The organism is Polynucleobacter sinensis (assembly GCF_001595985.1).
GTDB lineage: Bacteria > Pseudomonadota > Gammaproteobacteria > Burkholderiales > Burkholderiaceae > Polynucleobacter > Polynucleobacter sinensis.
The window spans coordinates 119,004-139,929 of record NZ_LOJJ01000005.1; the positions used below are offsets into that span (position 1 = coordinate 119,004).

Here is a 20,926-nt window from a genome sequence, read left to right on the forward strand (position 1 = left end):
CAGTAATCATACCTAGAACTGAAATTGAATGCTTGAAAGTCGGTTCTTAAGTTGATCTTATCAACCTGTATGGCGTGTTTAGGCTCTAAATTGCGAGGTAATTGGATAGCGCCAATCCCGTCCGAATGCTCGAGTGGTTACTTTAATTCCTGGGGGTGACTGACGACGTTTGTATTCATTTAATTTAATTAACCAAGTCACTTTTTCTACGCTCTCGGAATCAAAGCCAGCAGCAATAATTTCAGCGATGGACTGATTTTGTTCCATATAGCGCTCTACGATGCCATCGAGAACTTCATAGGACGGCAAGCTATCCTGATCAGTTTGGTCCGGGCGTAGCTCTGCAGAAGGGGCGCGTGTCAAGATGCGCTCCGGAATGATGGGTTCAATACCGTTACGGTAGGCGCACAGTCGGTATACCAAGGTTTTGGCAATATCTTTGATGACGGCAAATCCACCAGCCATATCACCGTAGAGTGTGCAGTAGCCTACTGCCATCTCACTTTTATTTCCTGTAGTAAGAACAAGGCGACCTGTTTTATTAGATAGCGCCATGAGTAGGGTGCCACGGACCCGCGCCTGAATATTTTCTTCAGTAGCATCCACTTTTAAACCCTTAAATTGCTCGGCCAAGGCTTTTTCAAGAGCATCCACCGGTTCGCTAATGGCTATCTCGTCGTACTGGACATGCAGGTTCTGGGCCATCTCTCGTGCATCAATCCAGGATATGTCGGCGGTATAGCGAGACGGCATCATGACTGCGCGCACCTTATCAGCGCCCAGAGCATCTACTGCAATTGCCAGTACCAGCGCTGAATCAACGCCGCCAGAAAGCCCGATGATGACACCGGGAAATCGATTTTTTTGTACGTAGTCTCGAACACCTAAAACTAGCGCCTGATAGGCTTGAGCCTCAACGCTTGGAGGCGTTACGATAGAAGAACTTGTCTCTAAGTTGCCACTTCGATCGATGGTGACATATCCAAGTCCAGTCTCAAATTGAGGCATCGACATCACCACCTCGCCGGTGCTATTGAGCGCGAAAGATCCGCCATCAAATACCAATTCATCTTGCCCGCCTACGGCATTGACGTAAACCAACGACATGCTCAAAGAGCTCACATGCTTGCGAAGAATCTCAATACGTAAAGATTCTTTTTGCAGATGATACGGAGAGGCGTTGAGAGACAGTAGTATTTGCGCACCAGCAGTATGAGCTTGCTGCGCTGGTTCGGTATGCCATGCATCCTCGCACAGTAGCAATCCATATCGAATGCCTTCACATTCAAATACGCAGGGTTTATTTCCGGGGACAAAGTAGCGCACCTCATCAAATACTTCATGATTGGGCAGCTCTTGTTTGGCGTAACCCGCAATCACTTTGCCATTACGAAGTACGGAGGCGTAGTTTTGCAAGCCGGCTGCTGTTTGTTTGGGATGACCTACCACTACGGTAAGGTCTTGGTATTGCGACAGGGCTTGCGTCAACAGCTCCAGCTGTTGCTGGGCCGCCTGAATAAAAGCTGGGCGCAGTAGTAAGTCTTCTGGGGGGTAGCCAGTGAGCGAGAGCTCGGGACTGACTACGAGTTTGCTGCCTTGAGAGTAGGCGTCAGCAGCGGCTTTATGAATGAGTTGGGCATTGCCAGCCAAATCACCCAATAATGGATTGATTTGGGCTAGGGCGATTTTCTGCATGCTCACTCCGATTCACAAAGCCTTATGCAAAATTATTGATTCTCTTTGTTGTAGCGATCGATACCTTCAAGAATTTCTTTATGGGCATCAGCAACACCACCCCAACCTTTAACTTTTACCCACTTGCCTTTTTCAAGATCCTTGTAGTGCTCAAAGAAGTGTTGGATTTGATTCAAGCGCAATGGATTGATGTCTTCTGGTTTTTGCCAGTGGGTATAGATCGGCAAAATCTTATCTTCAGGTACGGCTAATAATTTAGCGTCTTGCCCAGCCTCATCTTCCATCTGCAAAATACCAATGGCGCGGCAGCTCACTACAACACCTGGAATCAGAGGGAATGGGGTAATCACGAGAACGTCAACAGGGTCGCCATCACCAGCAATGGTTTTGTTGATATAGCCATAGTTGCATGGGTAGTGCATTGCAGTACCCATGAAGCGATCAACAAAAATCGCGCCACTTTCTTTATCCACTTCATACTTGATTGGATCCGCATTCATTGGAATTTCAATGATGACATTAAAGCTTTCGGGGATTTTTTTGCCTGGTTTGACATTGTCGAGACTCATACATGCTCCAAATAGGGGTTAGTAATTACCCTGATCTTATTTAAGGTACAGGGCTTTAATTCTGTTACATACTGACATTGCTTATAGGCTCTAGTTTATAGCTTTCAGAAAGTGGATCCGAGTAGGCGCCAGAAACAAAATAATAAAAATCAAATTTTAGGGAGTTCAAGCATGAGTAATGTCACTTTAGGCTTGTATTTTGCCTTGGCTTGCGGTGTCCTGGCCGTAATTTATGGTTTTGTGATGCGCAGCTGGATTTTGAGGCAGAGTACTGGCAACGTCAAAATGCAAGAAATTGCCGAAGCCATTCAGCAGGGTGCGGCAGCCTACCTGTCCCGGCAGTACAAAACTATCGCGATTGTTGGGGTGCTCTTAACGATCCTGATTGCGCTCTTTTTGGATTTCGCAACTGCAATTGGATTTGTGATTGGCGCAGTGCTTTCTGGGGCATGTGGGTTTATTGGTATGAATGTTTCTGTTCGAGCAAATGTGCGAACAGCAGAGGCGGCCACCAAGGGAATGAATGAGGCGTTAAATGTCGCCTTTAAAGGAGGCGCGATTACAGGCATGTTGGTAGTCGGTCTCGGTTTGCTTGGGGTTGGACTTTTCTTTATGTTTTTGGTTTCAATCGGAGTGGGGCAAGACCTCTCATCGGTTTTGCATCCATTAATTGGATTGGCATTTGGATCTTCATTAATTTCTATTTTTGCGCGCTTGGGCGGCGGTATCTTTACTAAGGGGGCAGACGTTGGTGCCGACTTAGTCGGTAAGGTTGAAGCAGGCATTCCAGAGGATGATCCCCGTAATCCAGCGGTGATTGCAGACAACGTTGGCGATAACGTTGGGGACTGTGCTGGTATGGCAGCGGATTTATTTGAAACCTATGCAGTCACATTGATTGCGACTATGGTGCTTGGCGCTTTAATGGTGACGGGCGCTCCAGTAGCTGCAATTGTCTATCCGCTTGTGCTGGGTGGAGTGTCAATTATTGCCTCGATTGTGGGTTGCTCGTTTGTAAAAGCGACCCCAGGCATGAAGAATGTGATGCCTGCCTTATATAAAGGTTTAATCGTTGCTGGTGGACTTTCTCTAGTCGCTTTTTATTTTGTGACGAATTGGATGATGCCTGACGATGCATTAGGAGTTGCGGGAAGTCAGTGGCGATTATTTGGTGCCACCGTCGTTGGTCTGGTATTGACTGCGGCCTTGGTCTGGATCACTGAGTACTACACTGGCACGCAGTTTAAGCCTGTGCAGCACATCGCTGAAGCCTCTACTAAAGGTCATGGAACCAATATCATTGCCGGTCTTGGTATCTCAATGAAGTCAACAGCCTATCCAGTGCTATTTGTATGTGCGGCAATCTATGCCGCCTATTGGCTTGCTGGTATTTATGGAATTGCGATTGCCGCAACTGCCATGCTCTCGATGGCGGGAATTGTCGTGGCGCTTGATGCCTACGGTCCAATTACTGATAACGCTGGTGGTATTGCTGAGATGGCTGGATTGCCACAAGCAGTTCGTGATATTACTGATCCATTAGATGCGGTTGGCAATACAACCAAGGCGGTGACTAAGGGTTATGCAATTGGTTCCGCGGGGTTGGCTGCTTTAGTGCTTTTTGCCGATTACACGCACGCCCTCGAATCCATTGGACAGCAAGTGTCCTTTGATCTCTCCAATCACATGGTGATTATTGGCCTATTTATTGGTGGCATGATTCCTTACCTGTTTGGTGCGATGGCAATGGAAGCGGTTGGTCGCTGTGCTGGTGCAGTGGTAGAAGAGGTGCGCCGTCAGTTCAGAGACATCCCTGGAATTATGGAAGGCACAGCAAAACCTGAGTACGGCAAAGCAGTTGATATGTTGACCTCTGCTGCAATTAAGGAAATGATCGTGCCTTCACTGTTGCCAGTTGTCGCACCAATTTTGGTAGGCTTGATTTTAGGCCCCGCTGCTTTGGGTGGCCTACTCATGGGTACGATTATTACTGGCCTATTTGTCGCAATTTCTATGTGTACAGGCGGAGGTGCTTGGGACAATGCCAAGAAATATATCGAAGAGGGTAACTTCGGCGGCAAAGGTTCTGAGGCGCATAAAGCAGCTGTAACTGGAGATACCGTGGGCGATCCCTATAAGGATACGGCTGGCCCGGCCGTAAACCCATTGATCAAGATTATTAATATTGTGGCGCTCTTGATCGTGCCATTGTTGCCCTTAGCGGGTTGATATTGGTTTGAAGCATCACTGAGTTTGTGGTGCTGGTAATAAAAAATGCCTAGCAGTTGCTAGGCATTTTTCTTTTTCACCCTCAAATTTTTAGAGGATTAAAGTGACATCAATCCAAAGACTCTAAATAGCGTTGCGCATCTAATGCCGCCATACAGCCTGTCCCAGCACTGGTGATGGCTTGGCGATAAATATGATCTTGCACATCGCCCGCTGCAAAAACGCCAGGAATATTAGTAGCAGTGGCGTTGCCCTCTAATCCTGAATGCGTCTTGATGTAACCATTATTCATATCCAACTGTCCTACGAATAGCTCGGTATTGGGCTTGTGTCCAATCGCAATAAAGGCGCCAGTCACAGCAATATCTTCAGTGCTGCCATCGTGTTTTTTAATACGTACACCTGTCACTCCTTTTTCATCGCCAAGTACTTCGTCTAGAGTGGAGTTGAGTTTGAGCTCTACTTTGCCTTCAGCAACTTTAGCCATTAAGCGGTCGTTCAAAATTGGTTCTGCGCGGAATTTATCGCGACGATGAATCACAGTCACTTTTTTAGCGATACCAGTGAGGTAGAGCGCTTCTTCAACTGCCGTGTTGCCGCCGCCGACTACGCAAACGTCTTGATTGCGATAGAAGAAGCCATCGCAAGTGGCGCATCCAGAAACACCACGCCCCATGAATGCCTCTTCACTTGGTAGACCAATGTATTGGGCAGATGCTCCTGTACAAATAATGAGCGCATCGCAGGTGTATGTACCTGAATCGCCTACAAGTCGGATGGGTTTTTCTGTCAGTGCAGCGGTGTGAATATGGTCAAAAATGATATTGGTATTGAATCGCTCAGCATGCTTTAAAAAGCGATCCATCAGTTCTGGTCCTTGGACGCCATCGGCATCGGCTGGCCAGTTTTCGACGTCAGTCGTGGTCATTAATTGGCCGCCTTGGGCCAGGCCAGTAATCAAGGTTGGGTTCAAATTAGCGCGGGCTGCATATACCGCAGCGGTGTAACCGGCAGGGCCTGAACCCAGAATGAGGACTTTGGAGTGTTTTGGGGTATTTGTAGTCATACCCCAAATTATAGGATTGCTTGTTTACAATCGGTGGAACATGGCAAGATCCTCATATCCAAAGTCTAAAACCCCTTCCGATCCCCAGCCGTCTGAGAATCCAGGGCAGGGCAGGATGCCTCGCCTACTGCTGGAGGCCCGCTGGTTCATTTCCTGTGGCCTTTGCCTGGGTTTATTTGCGATTCTGCTGACCTATTCCAAGGCTGATCCGGCCTGGTCCCATGCCAGTTTTGAGGATCCTAAGAACTTAGGTGGCCGTTTTGGCGCCTATTTGGCTGATTTATTGCTCTATATCTTCGGTATTTCTGCATTTTGGTGGGTTGTTTTGTTTGGGCGCCGTGTTTTGAGTGGGTGGCGAGAGCTTTGGAGCATCCCTTTGCCCCCTAATCCTGATGCCAAGCCAGATTCTTTATTAATGCGTTGGTTGGGCTTTGGTTTGACTTTGGTTTGCAGCATGGGTCTTGAGTCCATTCGCCTGCATTCTCTTACCTGGGAGCTTCCTAGGCCTCCTGGTGGCATTTTGGGGGAGTTGATTGGCGACCCGCTACAGATGAGTCTAGGGTTTACTGGTTCTACCCTGGTTTTGTTATTCGGTCTTTGTGCTGGCCTGTCTTTATTTCTGCATTTTTCCTGGTTGGATGTTGCAGAAAAGGTTGGACGGTCTTTGGAGTTGGCTTATCAGCGTTTGCGTGAGCGTCGCGATAGCGAAGAGGATCGCAAGCTCGGTGAGGTTGCCGCAGAAGAGCGTGAAGAATTTGTAGAGGAGTTCCGTGGTCGCGTAGAAATTGCTAAACCCATTCAGATTGTTCGTGCTCCAGTAGAGATTCCCAAAAGCGCTCGAGTGGAGCGTGAAAAGCAACAACCCTTGTTTGTGGATATTCCTGACTCAGAGTTGCCTCCATTGGCCTTGCTCGATCCTGTACCAGAGGCAAAGGAAACTATCTCTGCAGATGTCTTGGAATTTACCTCTCGTCTAATCGAGCGTAAGTTGGCGGAATTTGGCGTAGAGGTGAAGGTAATTGCCGCTTATCCTGGTCCGGTCGTTACGCGTTACGAGATTGATCCTGCGGTGGGCGTGAAGGGTAGTCAGATTGTCAATCTCTCGCGTGACTTGGCTCGCTCTTTAGGAGTGGTTAGCATGCGTGTCGTGGAAACCATTCCCGGCAAGACTTGTATGGCTTTGGAGTTACCAAACCCAACCCGTCAATCGGTTTATCTCTCTGAGATTTTGAGTTCACAGGTTTATAACGATAGTCATTCCAATCTCACCCTATCTTTGGGTAAAGATATTTCTGGTAGCCCAATCGTCGCTGATTTAGCGAAGATGCCACATTGTTTGGTGGCAGGTACCACTGGCGCTGGTAAGTCGGTTGGTATCAATGCCATGATTTTATCCATTCTCTTCAAAGCGAAGCCAGATGAGGTCCGCTTAATCATGATTGATCCGAAGATGTTGGAAATGGCGATGTACGACAAGATTCCTCATCTCTTATGTCCAGTGGTCACGGATATGAAGCAGGCATATAACGCCCTCAATTGGGCGGTAAATGAGATGGAGCGCCGCTATAAGTTGATGAGTAAGTTTGGCGTGCGCAATCTGGCTGGCTTTAATAAAAAGATTCTAGAGGCGGAGGAGAAGGGTGAAAAGCTTACCAATCCGTTTAGTTTGACGCCGGATGATCCGGAACCAATTTATAAAGCGCCAGTGATCGTGATCGTGATCGACGAGTTGGCTGACTTGATGATGGTTTCTGGTAAGAAGATCGAAGAATTGATTGCTCGTATTGCACAAAAGGCACGTGCCGCAGGAATTCATTTGGTATTGGCAACACAGCGTCCTAGTGTGGATGTGATTACTGGTCTGATTAAAGCAAACGTACCAACTCGTATTTCATTCCAAGTCAGTAGCAAAATTGATAGTCGAACAATTCTTGATCAACAAGGCGCAGAAGCATTGCTCGGTATGGGTGACATGCTCTATATGGCCCCAGGCACTGGATTGCCGGTACGCGTACATGGTGCTTTTGTTTCTGATGATGAAGTCCATCGCGTTGTCGAGTGGCTTAAAGAGAAGGGTGAGGCCAATTACATCGATGGCGTTCTTGAGGGCGCGGATGAATCTAACATCGATGCATTGACTGGTGAAAGTGGTGGTGAGGCCGATCCACTCTATGACCAAGCCGTTGCTATTGTTTTAGAAAACAAGCGTCCTTCGATTTCTTTGGTGCAACGCCATTTGCGAATTGGTTACAACCGCGCAGCGCGACTTCTAGAGGATATGGAGAAGGCGGGGCTCGTTTCTAAAATGGGCAATGGCGGTAATCGTGAAATCCTCCATCGTCCTTCAGAGTAAGGCGGTCGCTTTGCAACGATTTTTATCCACATCAAGTTTGTTAGTAAGAGCGACCCTTTTAGGTGCTTCATTCTTATTGTTTGCTGGTCCTGCTTTTGCCCAGAGTGCTAGCGGTTCAGAGCAGTTGCGCCAATTCGTGCGTAACTCTAAAACTGCTGAAGGCGAGTTTGTTCAACAGCAGCTTCGTGCGCCCAAAGCAAATGAACCGCAAGACAAGGGTTTAAAGGTGGTGCGGCAGACTCAAGGGCGTTTTGTATTTCAGCGTCCAGGACGTTTTGTCTGGGATACCCAAAAGCCATATGAGCAAAAACTTATAGCTGATGGCAAGCAATTGATTTTGTGGGATAAGGATTTAAATCAAGCAACTTTTAGATCGGCAGGCCAAGCGTTAGCGACAACACCTGCTGCAATCTTATTTGGCGAAACCTCTTTAGATCAGCATTTTGATTTGGTGGAAGGCGAGGAGCGCCTGGGTATGAAATGGGTTGCTTTGGTTCCCAAGAAAAATCCTAATACAAAAAATGGTAATGACTTGCCATACACCAAGATTTCTGTTGGTATGGCCAATGATTTGCCTAAGGCCTTGGAGTTGATAGATGGCTTGGGTAGCGTGGTATTGGTCACATTGGATAAGATCCAGCTCAATATCAATTTGCCAGCCAATCGTTTTACCTTCAATCCGCCAGCTGGCGCTGAAGTCTTGCGTCTAAACTAGAGTCGACTGGCTAAATTCAACTGAATATAAAAAACTGGGCAACATATGATTGATCCGCAATTACTTCGTAAAGATAGCGCAGCTGTAGCTGCGCGTTTAGCCACTCGCAAATTCCAATTGGATGTTGAGCGATTTAATACCTTAGAGTCCGAGCGTAAATCTTTACAAACTCGCACCGAAGAGTTGCAGGCCAAGCGCAACCAACTGGCTAAAGCGATTGGTATGAAAAAGGGTAAGGGCGAAGATGCTACGGCTGAAATGGCTGAAGCCTCTCAAATCAACGTCGATATGGAGGCGGGTGCGGCAAGATTATCCGTACTTCAGACGGAGATTTCTGATTTCTTGATGGGTATTCCCAATCTCCCTGACCAGGCTGTTCCTGTTGGCAAAGATGAAACCGAGAATAAAGAAGTAAAGCGTTGGGGTGAAGCGCCCCTATTTGATTTTGAGATTAAGGATCACGTCGACCTTGGTGCCCCGCTAGGCTTGGATTTTGAAGTGGCAGCCAAAATTAGCGGCTCACGCTTTGTTGTGCTTAAGGGGCCGATTGCTCGATTGCACCGTGCTTTGGCGCAATTCATGATTGATACGCATGCAGTCAATCACGGCTATCAAGAGGTCTATGCGCCTTACATGGTTAATGCTGCCTCCATGCGTGGTACTGGTCAATTGCCAAAATTTGAAGAAGACTTATTCAAGGTGCCTCGTCAAATGGGTGGTGAAGGCGAGGGCGGCGAAGCAAAAATTGAAAACTTTTATCTCATTCCAACTGCAGAGGTTCCAGTAACCAACTTGGTAAGAGATGAGATCGTGAATGCCGATAATTTGCCACTGAAATTTGTTGCGCATACACCATGCTTCCGCTCTGAAGCGGGCAGTTATGGGCGAGATGTGCGCGGTATGATTCGTCAACACCAGTTTGACAAAGTTGAGTTGGTGCAAATCACCAAACCAGAAAATTCTATGGAAGCTCTTGAGGAGTTAACGGGGCATGCGGAGAAGATTCTGGAGTTGCTTGAATTGCCTTACAGAAAAGTTCTTCTTTGCACGGGCGACATGGGTTTTGGTAGCACCAAGACTTATGACTTAGAGGTTTGGGTGCCTTCACAAAAAGCGTACCGCGAGATCAGTTCATGTTCAAGCATGGGCGATTTCCAAGCAAGACGCATGCAAGCTAGATTCAAGGCAGGCCAAGGTAAGCCAGAACTACTTCATACCTTGAATGGTTCAGGTCTTGCAGTGGGTCGAGCATTGGTTGCCCTACTGGAAAACAAGCAGCAGGCTGATGGCAGCATTGCTATTCCAAAAGCACTGCAGCCTTACTTAGGTGGCTTAGAGTTATTAAAGCCACTGTAGGGGAGTAATTTAGCAATAAGCAGGTAATTCAGAGAATTAAATATTCACCCGATAGCTATAATTGGTCTTCGGTTCGGAGAGGTGGCAGAGTGGTCGAATGTACCTGACTCGAAATCAGGCGTAGGGTCAAACCTACCGAGGGTTCGAATCCCTCCCTCTCCGCCAGCTAGTCTCTATATTTTGTAAATACAGAGAGAGTAACGAACAAGCCCCACAGTACGCGGGGCTTTTTTGTTTTTGGATTCTTTGTGGCACCAATGTCCGGGATATTTGCCTCTCATTTTGGCTTTCTCTCAAAGGGAGTTTTTTTCAGCACCGATAGGTTAGTTGAAGCCAAGCAATTTGCGCTGCTCATCCCAATCCAGAGGTAGTGGAACGATTGTCTTGAGTAGACCTGAGTTAAGTGTTGCGGGTTGTGTGCCATTCATGATTGAGCGAACAATGTCAGGCGCTAAAAATGCGCGATAGATCAACCTGGTAACAGCATTGCTTGCTATGCCTTCTTGCATGGCAATCTCACTTACCGACGCAACCTTTCCTGAAGTAATTTTTTCCAACCAATCCTGTGCTTTACGAATAGAGTTGATCAGTATTTGATCTGGCATTTGCAGCGCAGTTTTATTGCCCACCATCAATCGCATCGCCATACCGCAGCGCTCGATCTTGGCTTGGGTCTCAATCGTAATCGGCTCTACAGATTGATGTAAGCCCTTGAAGAGTGCATTGGGGTTAATAGTGATCTGGATTGCCTCTCTCAAAATCACCACCTTCTTTACTAGATCATGAATAAACTCATAACGCTCTTTGCCATCTTGATTAAGTAGCTCTTGGTATTGTTTAATGGCCATACTGATCTGTTGCGTTTGATTTGCTTTTGGATTGAGTATTTTCAAAATAGATGCTTCATCCCTCAGCCAATCCCCAAGTTGACCAATCACCAGGCTCTCAAGCTCTGGTGCCGGGATCCGAATGCCATCAGGCTCATCGCCCCTACTAGTTTTGTTCAAAGGCTCGGAGATGTAATAGCGGTAGCGCTTACTTTGCTTTTGACTGTGGGATGGCACTAAGCGATGACCAGTATCATCTTTAACCAATCCCAAAAGTAAGCTGGCCGATGGTGCTGACTTACGTTTGCGCTCCCCCTGATGATTGCTTTTCATTAAGGATTGAACCGCATCCCAAGTTTGGAGATCAACAATGGCCGGGTGCTGGCCATCATAGGTTTTCTCATGATGGGTAATCTTGCCAATGTAAATAGGGTTAGATAGCGCCTTGTAAAGATGACCCCTGGAAAATGGTCTACCGCCAAACTGACGTTCAGTACTGGCAAAACGTTTGGGGGTGGTGATGCCTTGTTCGTCTAACTCTTGTTTGAGTAAGCGAACTGATCCTAAAGTTAGGTAGCGCTCGTAAATGTGGCGAACCAGTTTTGCTGGCTCCTCATCAATCTTAAGAGTGCGCTCATGCGCCACATATCCCATGTGCGGCGTGCCACCCATCCACATCCCTTTGGCCTTGGAGGCCGCAATCTTGTCTCTGATCCGCTCACCAGTAACTTCCCGTTCAAACTGGGCAAAGGACAGGAGCACATTGAGCGTTAGTCTTCCCATGGATGAAGTGGTGTTGAACTGCTGGGTAACTGATACAAAGGAGATGCCTTTGGCATCAAACAGCTCCACGATCTTGGCAAAGTCCGCGAGCGACCTTGTTAGGCGATCTACTTTATAGACCACGACAACATTGATCTTTTTCTGATCAATATCTTGGAGTAGTTGTTTAAGAGCAGGGCGATCCATATTGCCGCCGGAGTAACCGCCATCATCATAAAAGGTAGGAACGAGTTTCCAGCCTTCATGTTGCTGACTGGTAATAAAGGCTTCGCAAGCTTCTCTCTGAGCATCGAGGGAGTTAAAGCCTTGCTCAAGTCCTTCTTCAGAAGATTTACGAGTGTAGATGGCGCAGCGCAGGATGACTTTATTCATCTACCCGCCTTCTTTAATCCAAAGAACACCGGTCCAGACCAAGCTGTACCAGTGATATGTTTTGCAATAGCTGACAGGCTTTTCCAAGTTTGGTTTTCGTAGAGATAACCGCTCTCTAAAACTGTTACTTGATGGGTTTGGTTTTGCCATACCCGAATGAGACGTGACCCAGTACTCGCTTGAATATTTCTATTGGGTGAGCCTGCAGCAATCTGCCGTTTCTCCACAAGACTAAGGCCGCCAATCGCTTTAGTTTGCAGATGCCAGGCGATTGCCTGGCGTAAAAGCATTGAGCGAGAGAGGGCGGGTGCGCTCACCCCAAAGCATTGCTGCCAGCGCACCGCTAATTGATCTCGGGTCAAACTCTCTAGCTCCTGGAGTTGATCTTTAAGATGAGTGCTCATGGAGGATTTAGTCACCACTGGCGATCCGGTAAATCTGCGCACCATCGTCTTTTTGGCTGATTAAATTGAGATTTAACTTTTTCTTAATCGTGCCGCTTAAGAAGTCTCTCACGGAATGCGCTTGCCATCCAGTGGCTTGCATGAGTTCAGGCAGTTTTGCGCCTTGTGGATTGCTTAGGATGGCAATCACCTGCGCTTGCTTACTGCTGGCTTTAGGTGCATCAACCTTTTTCGTCGCTACGGATGGTGATGCTAATTTAGGCGGTTTTGGAGGTTTAGGTATGGGTGCGTGCCCCGTGATTTGAGGTTTAGTTTGCGAGGCTGATTTAGTTGTTTTTGGACTGACTTTTTTCTTGATGATGCTTGGCATGTATGGCTCCTGGTGTTGTTAACCCACCATTGGGATAACAACACCAGTAACGCTCTATACCCAGAACATATCAAGTCAATTACTGCTCAATTGACGAAGTTATTGACTTGACTATGACCCCATAGCGATGAATGCCAAAATGCGGCAAGAGCTTCCAAATTAACCAGCCAGCCGAGCCCAGAGCATCATCTTGCGATTCCCATTTTGGCGTAGGTGCGCTAAAGCTTGGGAGGTGGCATCGACTTGATCGTCAAAGCGCGATCCCGGAAAGGTGAGCAGTTCATGCTCATACTCTGCTAACCAAGGTGCTTGGTCAGGTAGGTATACCAGACCACTTTCAAATAAATCTGATACGGCATGCAGGCGCATAACCTTATCCGTTCCCGAAGGTGGCAAATACGGTTCAATCTTGTAGCGATAGAGTTGCTTGAGTTCTTGAATCAGGGAGGTACCAGAAGATTTATCCTCGATCAAAATGGCCCTGGGATCATATTGCTCTGCCTTTTCTATTACTCTACGTTTGAGTGTAGGATAGTCTAGTTTTTCACGATGCACATCGATAATGTAGTAACGATCTTCGATCATCCTAATGGTTACGCACACACTGTAATCATTAAGCTCTCCCGCTTTTTGCGCCGTATCCCAGCTTTGGATTGTCATCGTAATTCCTTCGGGTAGCGCTTGATTGCTCGGATAGCGCATCAGCCAGTGAGACTTAATAATCGAGCCACCAACGGGGGTAGGATTTTGTTGATATTGACTAGAGAAAAAATAATGCCCAATGCGCTCGCGCGTAGCATCCAGCATAGTTTTTGGTTCGCGCTCGGCATGTAGAACTTCGCCTTCTTTACGAGAAAAGGTCAGCGCGCCAAGCCAAGTGTTCACCGTAGTCATTTCATCAGCCTCAGCAATGGCTGGAAAGCGGACTACCGTCCAATCCTCTTGCTCAAGAATGTGCCCCACCAAGTCATCTTGATGTAAGCGCTGCATGATCACAATAATGCAACCTTCTTTTTTATTATTTAGGCGTGATAACAAAGTGCCGTCGTACCAGTGATTTACAGCATTGCGCTTGGTTTCAGAAAAACCATCTTCTGGTTTGAGTGGGTCATCAATGATGATGAAATCGGCGCCCCGTCCAGTAAGAACGCCGCCGACGGAGGTGGCCATCCTGCCACCCATCTTGGTAGTTGCAAAGTCATTTACGGCCTGTTTTCGAGGATCTAGCCGTGTGGGAAAGAGTTGTTGATAAAAAGCGCTTTTCATCAGCGCGCGAGTATCAGCTCCAAATTTATCTGCTAGATCTTGTCCGTAGCTAGCGCAAATGATTTGCGTTGCTGGTTTATGACCCAAAAGCCAAGCCACTAGACTAATAGAAGCGCAGTGGGATTTGAGATAGCGCGGTGGAATATTAATGATTAAGCGTTTGGTGATCCCTAGGCGACAATTTTCAAGATGCATTGCCATGATTTCAATATAAGGAGCAAGTAAGAGCTCACCTTGTGGGTTGAGTTCATAAAAGGATCGCTGGATAAAGCTATGAAAGTCATTGCGAAGAACGATGCGGTATTCCTGCTCGGTTAGCGGTGGTATGGGCTCGTTCATGATCTTTCCTCATCCTTGCTATCAGCACCTTTGGTATGAGTGCTCTTGGTGAGATCGAGCCGATGCTTCATCCGTTCCATAATGCTTTGCATGACTATGCGATCTTCTTGTGGAACTGTCTCAATCACGGTGGACTCTTTGAGTGCCTCTTGATACTCGTGTTGCTGAGAAACCCCAAGCACTAAGTGAGCGGCCTTATGGTCTCCCGCCATAGCCTTGTTCACCATTTGCTTAACAATCACTTCGCCTTTTTTGACGGTTTTACTGCGACCGTTTTCATGAATGGTCACATTCGTTTTGAGCTCCTCAACCATAATATTTTGGAGACCTCGCGATCCCTTGGGGCGACCCTTGGGATTACCACTTTCTCCTTTTTTAAATTGAGTAGTTTTGGGTGGGCTTCGATAGCCCACGCGGTAGGCGTTATTGGACATAGCTTGCCTCCGCTTCTGTTGGTCTCACAGCAAGTAGGCGCTCATCAAAACTTTGGTTTGAGGCTGCATGAATGGCTTCTTGCCCCGTTATGGCTTGCCAGCGCGTAATGGCTAGATCGACATACGCGGGAGAGAGTTCTACTCCATAGCAAATGCGACCCGTACGTTCACTCGCCAACAAAGTAGTGCCGCTACCTAAAAAGGGATCGAGCACAATCTCGCCCCTGGCCGAGCAATCCAAAATGGCATCAGCCACTAAATTCATGGGTTTGACAGTAGGGTGCATGGCCAGCAGGTCGCCTTCATGACCTTGGCGACTTAAGGTATTAGCTCCCGCGTACTGCCAGACGTTCGTGCGATAACGACCGTTTTTACCCAGCTCCACATTATTACGATGAGCGCCTTTACCATTCTTAAAGACGAGCACTAACTCATGTTGGCTACGATAGAGCGATCCCATGCCGCCTTTATCTTTGACCCAGACACAGAGGTTTTTGAGTTCGGTATAAACAGAAGAGCCAGCACTTTGAAGCTCGAGTAGGTGGCGCCAATCCATGCAGACATAATGAATCGAGCCCGCTTTGCTATTGGCTGTCAGCAGTCCCAATGAGCGTTCTAAGAATTGGGTGAACTCCGCAGGAGTCATTTCGCCACTGGCCATGGCGAACTCCGCATGCTTTGGTTTTTCTTGCTTAGCTTTGCTATCCCGTCTACCACTCACATGACCTTCAATCGGCACGTTAAAGGGTGGATCAGTAAAAATGAGATCGGCTTTTTTGCCCACCATGAGCCTCTCAAAGCTCGTGTCTTCTAGGGCTGAGCCACACAGAATGCGATGTTTACCCAATAACCATAGATCGCCGAGCTGGCTCACGATATGGGCGGGTGGGGTAGGTAGCTCATCGTCAAGAGAAGCGGGATTGGGATTTTCAAAATCGGCAATGTGCAGATCAATTTCACTCATGGAAAAGCCGGTGTCCTCTAAGCTAAAGCTCAGATCGAGATTGCTCAGCTCAGAAAAGATTTCGCCCAGCAGAGCTTCATTCCAGGTGGCGTTTTCCGTTAAGCGGTTATCGGCAATAGCAAAGGCTTTGGCTTGCTCTTTAGTCAGGTGATCCAATGTAATTACGGGGATTTGTGTAAGCCCCAGGAATTTGGCGGCTTCCACTCGTCCATGGCCAGCAAGGATCTGGTTTGCGCCATCAATGAGGACTGGGACATTAAATCCAAAAGACTGAATGCTTCTGGCTATTTGGCGGATCTGCTGTTTGCTGTGCACCCGTGCGTTGCGTGGGTCAGGGTAAAGCTCGGCAGGGTTTTTAAAGCTGTTGGTAGGCTTGTTTTGTTTCATCATTTGTCCTTGTGGTGAAAAATACAAGGACAAGGTATTACGAAAATCCCACAATGTGAAAAGGAGAAAACCTCTAAATTTAGGGAGGGGTTATCTCCTTTTGAGGATTTAGGCGATCTATGGCAAGCCTTGCAAAATATTCGGCATTGCCTTTTGCGCCAAGGATATTGAACACACTTTTAAAAAACGTAAAAAATTCACCTGTGGCAACATTTCCCACAGATATTGGGTCTACGGTAATGGTTGGAGTTTTACCAGTAAGTCGTTTGTAGTTCATTGCCAAAATATCAGCAAGTTGAATGGACCGATAGTTAACGGGTCGGCCGCCCATATCTTTTTCTTGCCCCTCGTCATTTGATGCAATTCGGTTAAGCGCGTTCTCTAGCGCTGGAATCATTCTTTGACAGGCGTGTTCAAGTGGCGCTCTAGCATTGACATCGGGAATTGCCAAAATTGTGCTTTGATGAATCTTCGATAGGAATTGTTCTAGGTCCCTAGTTCTTTTGAGTAAACCCTCTAACTCTGGAATCAGGGTGGCGGGTTTATCAATAAAGTGATTGGAATAGGGGGTATGAACAGCGTTGCTTGCCCCATTGGCAAGTACTTGAATTAGGTTGTTTAAGTGATTTGCCTGATCATCTTTAATGGGCAAACGATCGAAAGCTTTGGTTAGGTCAGAGGTTAATTGGCCAGTAGATTTTTGAGAGTTCATGAGACGATTTTATATCCCAGTAGTGGAGTTCAATGAAAACCATCTGCCTATTATGATGTGGGCTATTCGGCCGTGTTAAGGAGAAAAGTATGATGAGAACGGAAGCATTTATTTATGTTAATTGGTTTAGCTTTAACCAATCAAGATGATTAAGTTAATGCGAAATTAGTTATATATTTAAAAAGGCCGAGTTAATTGACTTATAAGAAAGAGAGCCAAGGGATTTTAGCAACTAGATATCCTTGATTTCAAAAAGTTAGCAGTGAAAAAATGCTTTAAGTTTATAACACATTAACTACATGTCAGGATTCTTTTATAGCGTGCAATACCTAAATGGGTACGACGATCTCTATCTAAATGTGAGGTTAGAGTTAAACTTCTTGCCGCCATAGATTTGGTGACAAGATTGATAAATATTCTCCTTAGTGGATAGAAATTTCTCAAGTCCAGCATCATCCACAAAACTAATATCACGATTTTTAACATTGATATAGCCACTTTTTTCTAAATAGGTAAAGGATCTGCTCAAGGTTTCCGTTGTAACTCCAAGATAGCTTTTTAAATCTTCCCTACTCATCGGTAGCCTCAAGACATCAGTTCTCATATTCAACTTATCAAGTCGATTGCGATAATGAATTAAAAAAAATGCCAACTTTTCTTCTGCGCTATGTGTGCCTAAGGAAAAAATATGCTCCTGAGCTCTATTGAGAATTTCACTCATACATCTTTCTATGATCACCGAAAAATCAGGATCTGTTTTCATGATATTTTTAATTTGACTGAATGAAATTCCGCACATTTCACCATCAGAAAGAGCATAGGCATCTAAGTGATGCTTTCCATCTGCAATTCCATCTAGACCTATTAAGTCTCCAGGCATTACAAACTGATTAATCTGATGTTGTCCATTAGGTAGAGTGAATTCCACCTTTGCAAATCCAATTTTCATATTATAAATAGAATGAATGTCATCACCGCAGTGAAAAATTGGGTCCCCTTTTTTGATCTTGAATTTATGAACGTATTGGCTTGGCAACCTTTCTAACTTTTCCAAATTTAGAGTTTTATGTAAGCAATTAGCCCTGGATATGCAGCTGACGCAAGGTGTAAAGAGATCATTTTTTTTTGATGTGAAAGGCTGATCATTTAATCTTATTAAAGGCTGCATTTTGAATTCCCTTTTAGACTCTATGATTTCCATATTTCTTGGAAAAGGAAAATCAGAATACGAATTTACATTTTCAAAATTTTGATTAATGTCAAATTAATTTCACGAATTAAATTTTTAATGTAATCCATAATAAATTTAGTACTTTTGTACTTATAAAAAATTGACTTTTATCAAATAATTTTTTTGAAGATTATTTATAAAGTAACTGTGATGTACGGTGTAGCGTTTAATTTTGTATGGCGGGGGGCAAACTTAGACCAATTTATTCTAGGAATAAATGCAGCAAACATCATCCTCCGCATCTATTTGAAGTCTCCACGTGAAGTGATTCGGCCGCCATATGGTGGCCGTTTTTTATCAGGACATTCTGATTTAAAGATTGATGCTCAATCCCAATTTTTTTGCACATTTATTTTTTTCTAAGACATTTTTTTGGGATTCGTGCAAATAAATCTCATATTGATATTTATCAATAAATTTTTTCTACATTATTTTATAAATCAAACTTAGGTATTGCCTTTTTACTTTGTACTCAGTTCTGCGGATGACTGTTGGTCATTGATATTTTTAGGTTGATCGATTTCATAGACATATCTTTAGTTGGCAAATAAGGCTCATGATTAAAAATTTATTCATCCAATTATTAATATTCTGTAGCTTTGGACAGTTTAGTTCGGTTGTAAAAGCTTTGGATTTGATGGGTGCTTATGAAATTGCCTTAGGAGGTGATCCAGTTTATCGCTCCGCAACCAAGGAGTATGAGGCGGGACTTGAATATGAAAATATTGGCCGATCAGCACTATTTCCTAGGGTGCTCGCAAATTACAATGCGGCTACCAACAAGGCGACACAGTGGGGGCAACAGTACCCAGGCGGCCCAAACATTTCTTATGATTGGCGATATCCGAGTAACTTTGCCGCAGCACAATTAACTCAGCCAATCATCAGTTTAGATGCCTTTGCGAAATGGAAGCAGGGCGTAGCTCAGACTGAGGTTAGCAATGCAAAATATATTTATAGCACCCAGGACCTCCTGGTACGGGTATCTCAGGCTTATGTTGATCTATTGTTTGCTATGGATCAATTGCAATATCTCAAAATTGAAAACGAAGCATTTAAACAGCAGGCAATTACTTCAACCTTTCTATTTGAAAACGGGGAGGGATTAAAGACGGATTCTTTGGAGGCTAAGGCCGCTCAACTAATGTCTGAGGCAAAAGTAATTGATGCAAGAGATATGGTCGAGAATGCACGCCGAAAGCTTAATGCCATTTTAGGTAATACCTTGGGCGCCAATGAGAGCGTTAACTCTCTAAAAGATAAATTTCCATTTTTGGCTATAGAGTCGGGTAGTTTTAAAGATTGGGAAGAAAAGGCAATTGCTAGCAATGCTGAGTTAGTTGGCATGAAGGCTCAGGTAGAGGTAGCTCTTCAGGAGTACCGTAAAAATATTGCCGGACACTACCCAGTTGTTAATTTCATTGCCGCAATTACTACTCAAAACTCAAATACAGTGTCTAGTATTAATCAGACAACAAATCAAAATTATGTAGGTGTTCAGGTTAATTTACCAATTTTTTCTGGCGGAGAGATCGTTAGTAAAAGCAATCAAGCTTATGCTAATTATGAAAAATCCAAAGCGGATTTTGCGGTAGCTCAAGACCGAATTGTGACAGAACTACGAAAGCAGTATGACCTAGTGCATTCTGGTCAAGCAAAGATTAGAGCTTTAGTTGGCGCCAAAGAGTCATCTGAGCAACTTGTTCAGTCTATGAAGAAAAGCGTCGTTAGTGGCGAGCGAATTAATTTAGATATTTTACTGGCTCAGAAGGCATTATTTTTGGCGAATAGAGATCTTGCGCAAACTAAATACAGCTATCTAGTAGCTTTTTTAAAGCTTCATCAGTTGAGTGGCACTCTCGAGGTTAATGATTTTCAAAAGGTTGCTCAGTACTTTAAAAAATCATAAGTTATTAATGCGTATATATAACTTTTAATTCCTACTGGTACGAGTAATTCATCATAAATTTGCAACAACGATGAGGACATTTTTAGATCACTTTATTGGACACTAACTCCACTGCAGCACAAATTGATCTATTCATTTTTTTTAGGGGATACATGATGGAAAATCAAGAAATATATTTATACCAATCACTTTCACCGACACAAAGTATCGATACTGGTGCGGGTTTCTTCCCTCAGGCGCCGGGGGTGCCTCTTTCCGATGGAACAATTTTATATACATGGAGGGATGATTATCTTCAGACTCAGTCCTCTGGTACAGGTATTTTTGATCCATTTTTAACGATTCAGAAAACTACTTCAGAATCTGGAACGAATTTTTATAGTGGTGGCTCATATGGTACTGGTGATGCCATTACATCTGCTGGTAATCGGACTAGTTCAATTAGCACTTCCTCAATTCCGGTGGTCGGAATTGGTGGCACCGAATATTATGAAATTCGCTTAGATGTTAATGAGAATAATGGCGGTCAAAAACCATTTGTTGATCTGAATAGCTTCAAGATATATGGGTCTAATAGCGCCACTCAATCAAGTACTGGGGCTAATTTACTGTACTCCCTTGATACTCAGACAATAAATACCACCATCCATCTTTATGATGACAATACGGGTAGCGGAAGATCTGATCTTATTATGCTCATTCCTAAGAGTTATTTCAGCTCCAATCCTGAATACTTGTATTTTGAAGCATCCCTATCAGGCACTGATGGGGGTTTTGAAGAATTTTCTGTTCGTGTTCTTGGTGTTGATATTCCTGCCCCAGATTTAACGATCACTAAAGTAGCTAGCCTCTCTTCGGCTGATGGTGCTGGTGATGTGATTAACTACACTATCACTGTAGCTAATGCTGGTAATGTGACCTTAACTGGGGTCGTGCTGACTGATG

The 20,926-nt window shown here is 45.2% G+C and carries 17 protein-coding genes and 1 tRNA gene; 7 read left to right on the forward strand and 11 right to left on the reverse strand.

Features of this window, described 5'->3' with window-relative positions:
- Positions 1-78 precede the first annotated feature (78 nt).
- Both AOB49_RS07780 and ppa read right to left on the reverse strand, forming a co-directional pair.
- Positions 79-1,695 carry an NAD+ synthase gene (locus AOB49_RS07780; RefSeq protein ID WP_172793416.1) on the reverse strand — a complete coding sequence of 539 codons (1,617 nt, stop codon included), beginning with the start codon at positions 1,693-1,695 and terminating at the stop codon, positions 79-81.
- Between the two features lie 32 nt (positions 1,696-1,727).
- The gene (gene ppa, locus AOB49_RS07785; RefSeq protein WP_062309643.1) at positions 1,728-2,264 is read right to left on the reverse strand and encodes an inorganic diphosphatase; all 537 of its coding nucleotides are present in this window, start codon (positions 2,262-2,264) and stop codon (positions 1,728-1,730) included.
- 171 nt (positions 2,265-2,435) lie between these two features.
- Here ppa and AOB49_RS07790 point away from each other — a divergent pair, with 171 nt between their 5' ends.
- On the forward strand, positions 2,436-4,493 hold the full coding sequence (locus tag AOB49_RS07790; RefSeq protein WP_062309645.1) for a sodium-translocating pyrophosphatase: 2,058 nt from the start codon (positions 2,436-2,438) through the stop codon (positions 4,491-4,493).
- A 109-nt stretch (positions 4,494-4,602) separates the two neighbouring features.
- Here the strand turns inward: AOB49_RS07790 and trxB are convergent, their stop codons facing one another.
- Positions 4,603-5,559 carry a thioredoxin-disulfide reductase gene (gene trxB, locus AOB49_RS07795; RefSeq protein WP_062309647.1) on the reverse strand — a complete coding sequence of 319 codons (957 nt, stop codon included), beginning with the start codon at positions 5,557-5,559 and terminating at the stop codon, positions 4,603-4,605.
- Positions 5,560-5,599: 40 nt separating this feature from the next.
- On the opposite strand from trxB, the gene AOB49_RS07800 reads away from it, so the two are divergent.
- The 4 genes from AOB49_RS07800 to AOB49_RS07815 all read left to right on the forward strand — a co-directional run bounded on the left by AOB49_RS07800 (position 5,600) and on the right by AOB49_RS07815 (position 10,148).
- Complete coding sequence (locus tag AOB49_RS07800) at positions 5,600-7,912, forward strand: DNA translocase FtsK (protein WP_062309649.1); 2,313 nt, start codon at positions 5,600-5,602, stop codon at positions 7,910-7,912.
- On the forward strand, positions 7,884-8,627 hold the full coding sequence (locus AOB49_RS07805) for an outer membrane lipoprotein carrier protein LolA (protein WP_245640646.1): 744 nt from the start codon (positions 7,884-7,886) through the stop codon (positions 8,625-8,627). The genes AOB49_RS07800 and AOB49_RS07805 overlap by 29 nt, the downstream gene beginning before the upstream one ends.
- A 45-nt stretch (positions 8,628-8,672) precedes the next feature.
- Complete coding sequence (gene serS, locus AOB49_RS07810) at positions 8,673-9,983, forward strand: serine--tRNA ligase (protein ID WP_062309651.1); 1,311 nt, start codon at positions 8,673-8,675, stop codon at positions 9,981-9,983.
- Between the two features lie 75 nt (positions 9,984-10,058).
- Positions 10,059-10,148, forward strand: a tRNA-Ser gene (locus AOB49_RS07815).
- A 158-nt stretch (positions 10,149-10,306) separates the two neighbouring features.
- Here the strand turns inward: AOB49_RS07815 and AOB49_RS07820 are convergent.
- The 8 genes from AOB49_RS07820 to AOB49_RS07855 form a co-directional block, all read right to left on the reverse strand.
- Positions 10,307-11,965, reverse strand: a complete 1,659-nt coding sequence (locus AOB49_RS07820) for a recombinase family protein (RefSeq protein ID WP_062309653.1) — start codon at positions 11,963-11,965, stop codon at positions 10,307-10,309.
- Complete coding sequence (locus AOB49_RS07825) at positions 11,962-12,369, reverse strand: DUF2924 domain-containing protein (protein ID WP_062309655.1); 408 nt, start codon at positions 12,367-12,369, stop codon at positions 11,962-11,964. Before AOB49_RS07825 ends, AOB49_RS07820 begins: the two co-directional genes overlap by 4 nt.
- Positions 12,370-12,376: 7 nt before the next feature.
- Positions 12,377-12,739, reverse strand: a complete 363-nt coding sequence (locus AOB49_RS07830; protein WP_062309657.1) for a DUF3489 domain-containing protein — start codon at positions 12,737-12,739, stop codon at positions 12,377-12,379.
- 159 nt (positions 12,740-12,898) lie between these two features.
- Positions 12,899-14,344, reverse strand: coding sequence for a phage terminase large subunit (gene terL, locus AOB49_RS07835; protein WP_062309660.1), 1,446 nt, complete (start codon positions 14,342-14,344; stop codon positions 12,899-12,901).
- Entirely contained in the window at positions 14,341-14,778 is a 438-nt protein-coding gene (locus AOB49_RS07840) for a DUF5681 domain-containing protein (protein ID WP_062309662.1), read from the reverse strand. Before AOB49_RS07840 ends, terL begins: the two co-directional genes overlap by 4 nt.
- Entirely contained in the window at positions 14,768-16,132 is a 1,365-nt protein-coding gene (locus tag AOB49_RS07845) for a site-specific DNA-methyltransferase (protein WP_062309663.1), read from the reverse strand. The genes AOB49_RS07840 and AOB49_RS07845 overlap by 11 nt, the downstream gene beginning before the upstream one ends.
- Before the next feature lie 76 nt (positions 16,133-16,208).
- Positions 16,209-16,841 carry a hypothetical protein gene (locus AOB49_RS07850; RefSeq protein WP_062309665.1) on the reverse strand — a complete coding sequence of 211 codons (633 nt, stop codon included), beginning with the start codon at positions 16,839-16,841 and terminating at the stop codon, positions 16,209-16,211.
- 349 nt (positions 16,842-17,190) lie between these two features.
- Positions 17,191-17,895 carry a Crp/Fnr family transcriptional regulator gene (locus AOB49_RS07855; protein ID WP_172793417.1) on the reverse strand — a complete coding sequence of 235 codons (705 nt, stop codon included), beginning with the start codon at positions 17,893-17,895 and terminating at the stop codon, positions 17,191-17,193.
- A gap of 733 nt (positions 17,896-18,628) precedes the next feature.
- Here AOB49_RS07855 and AOB49_RS07865 point away from each other — a divergent pair.
- Complete coding sequence (locus tag AOB49_RS07865) at positions 18,629-19,981, forward strand: TolC family outer membrane protein (protein ID WP_062309671.1); 1,353 nt, start codon at positions 18,629-18,631, stop codon at positions 19,979-19,981.
- Positions 19,982-20,133: 152 nt separating this feature from the next.
- Positions 20,134-20,926 (forward strand): DUF7507 domain-containing protein (locus tag AOB49_RS07870; RefSeq protein ID WP_156471376.1); only part of this gene is annotated, 793 nt, incomplete at its 3' end.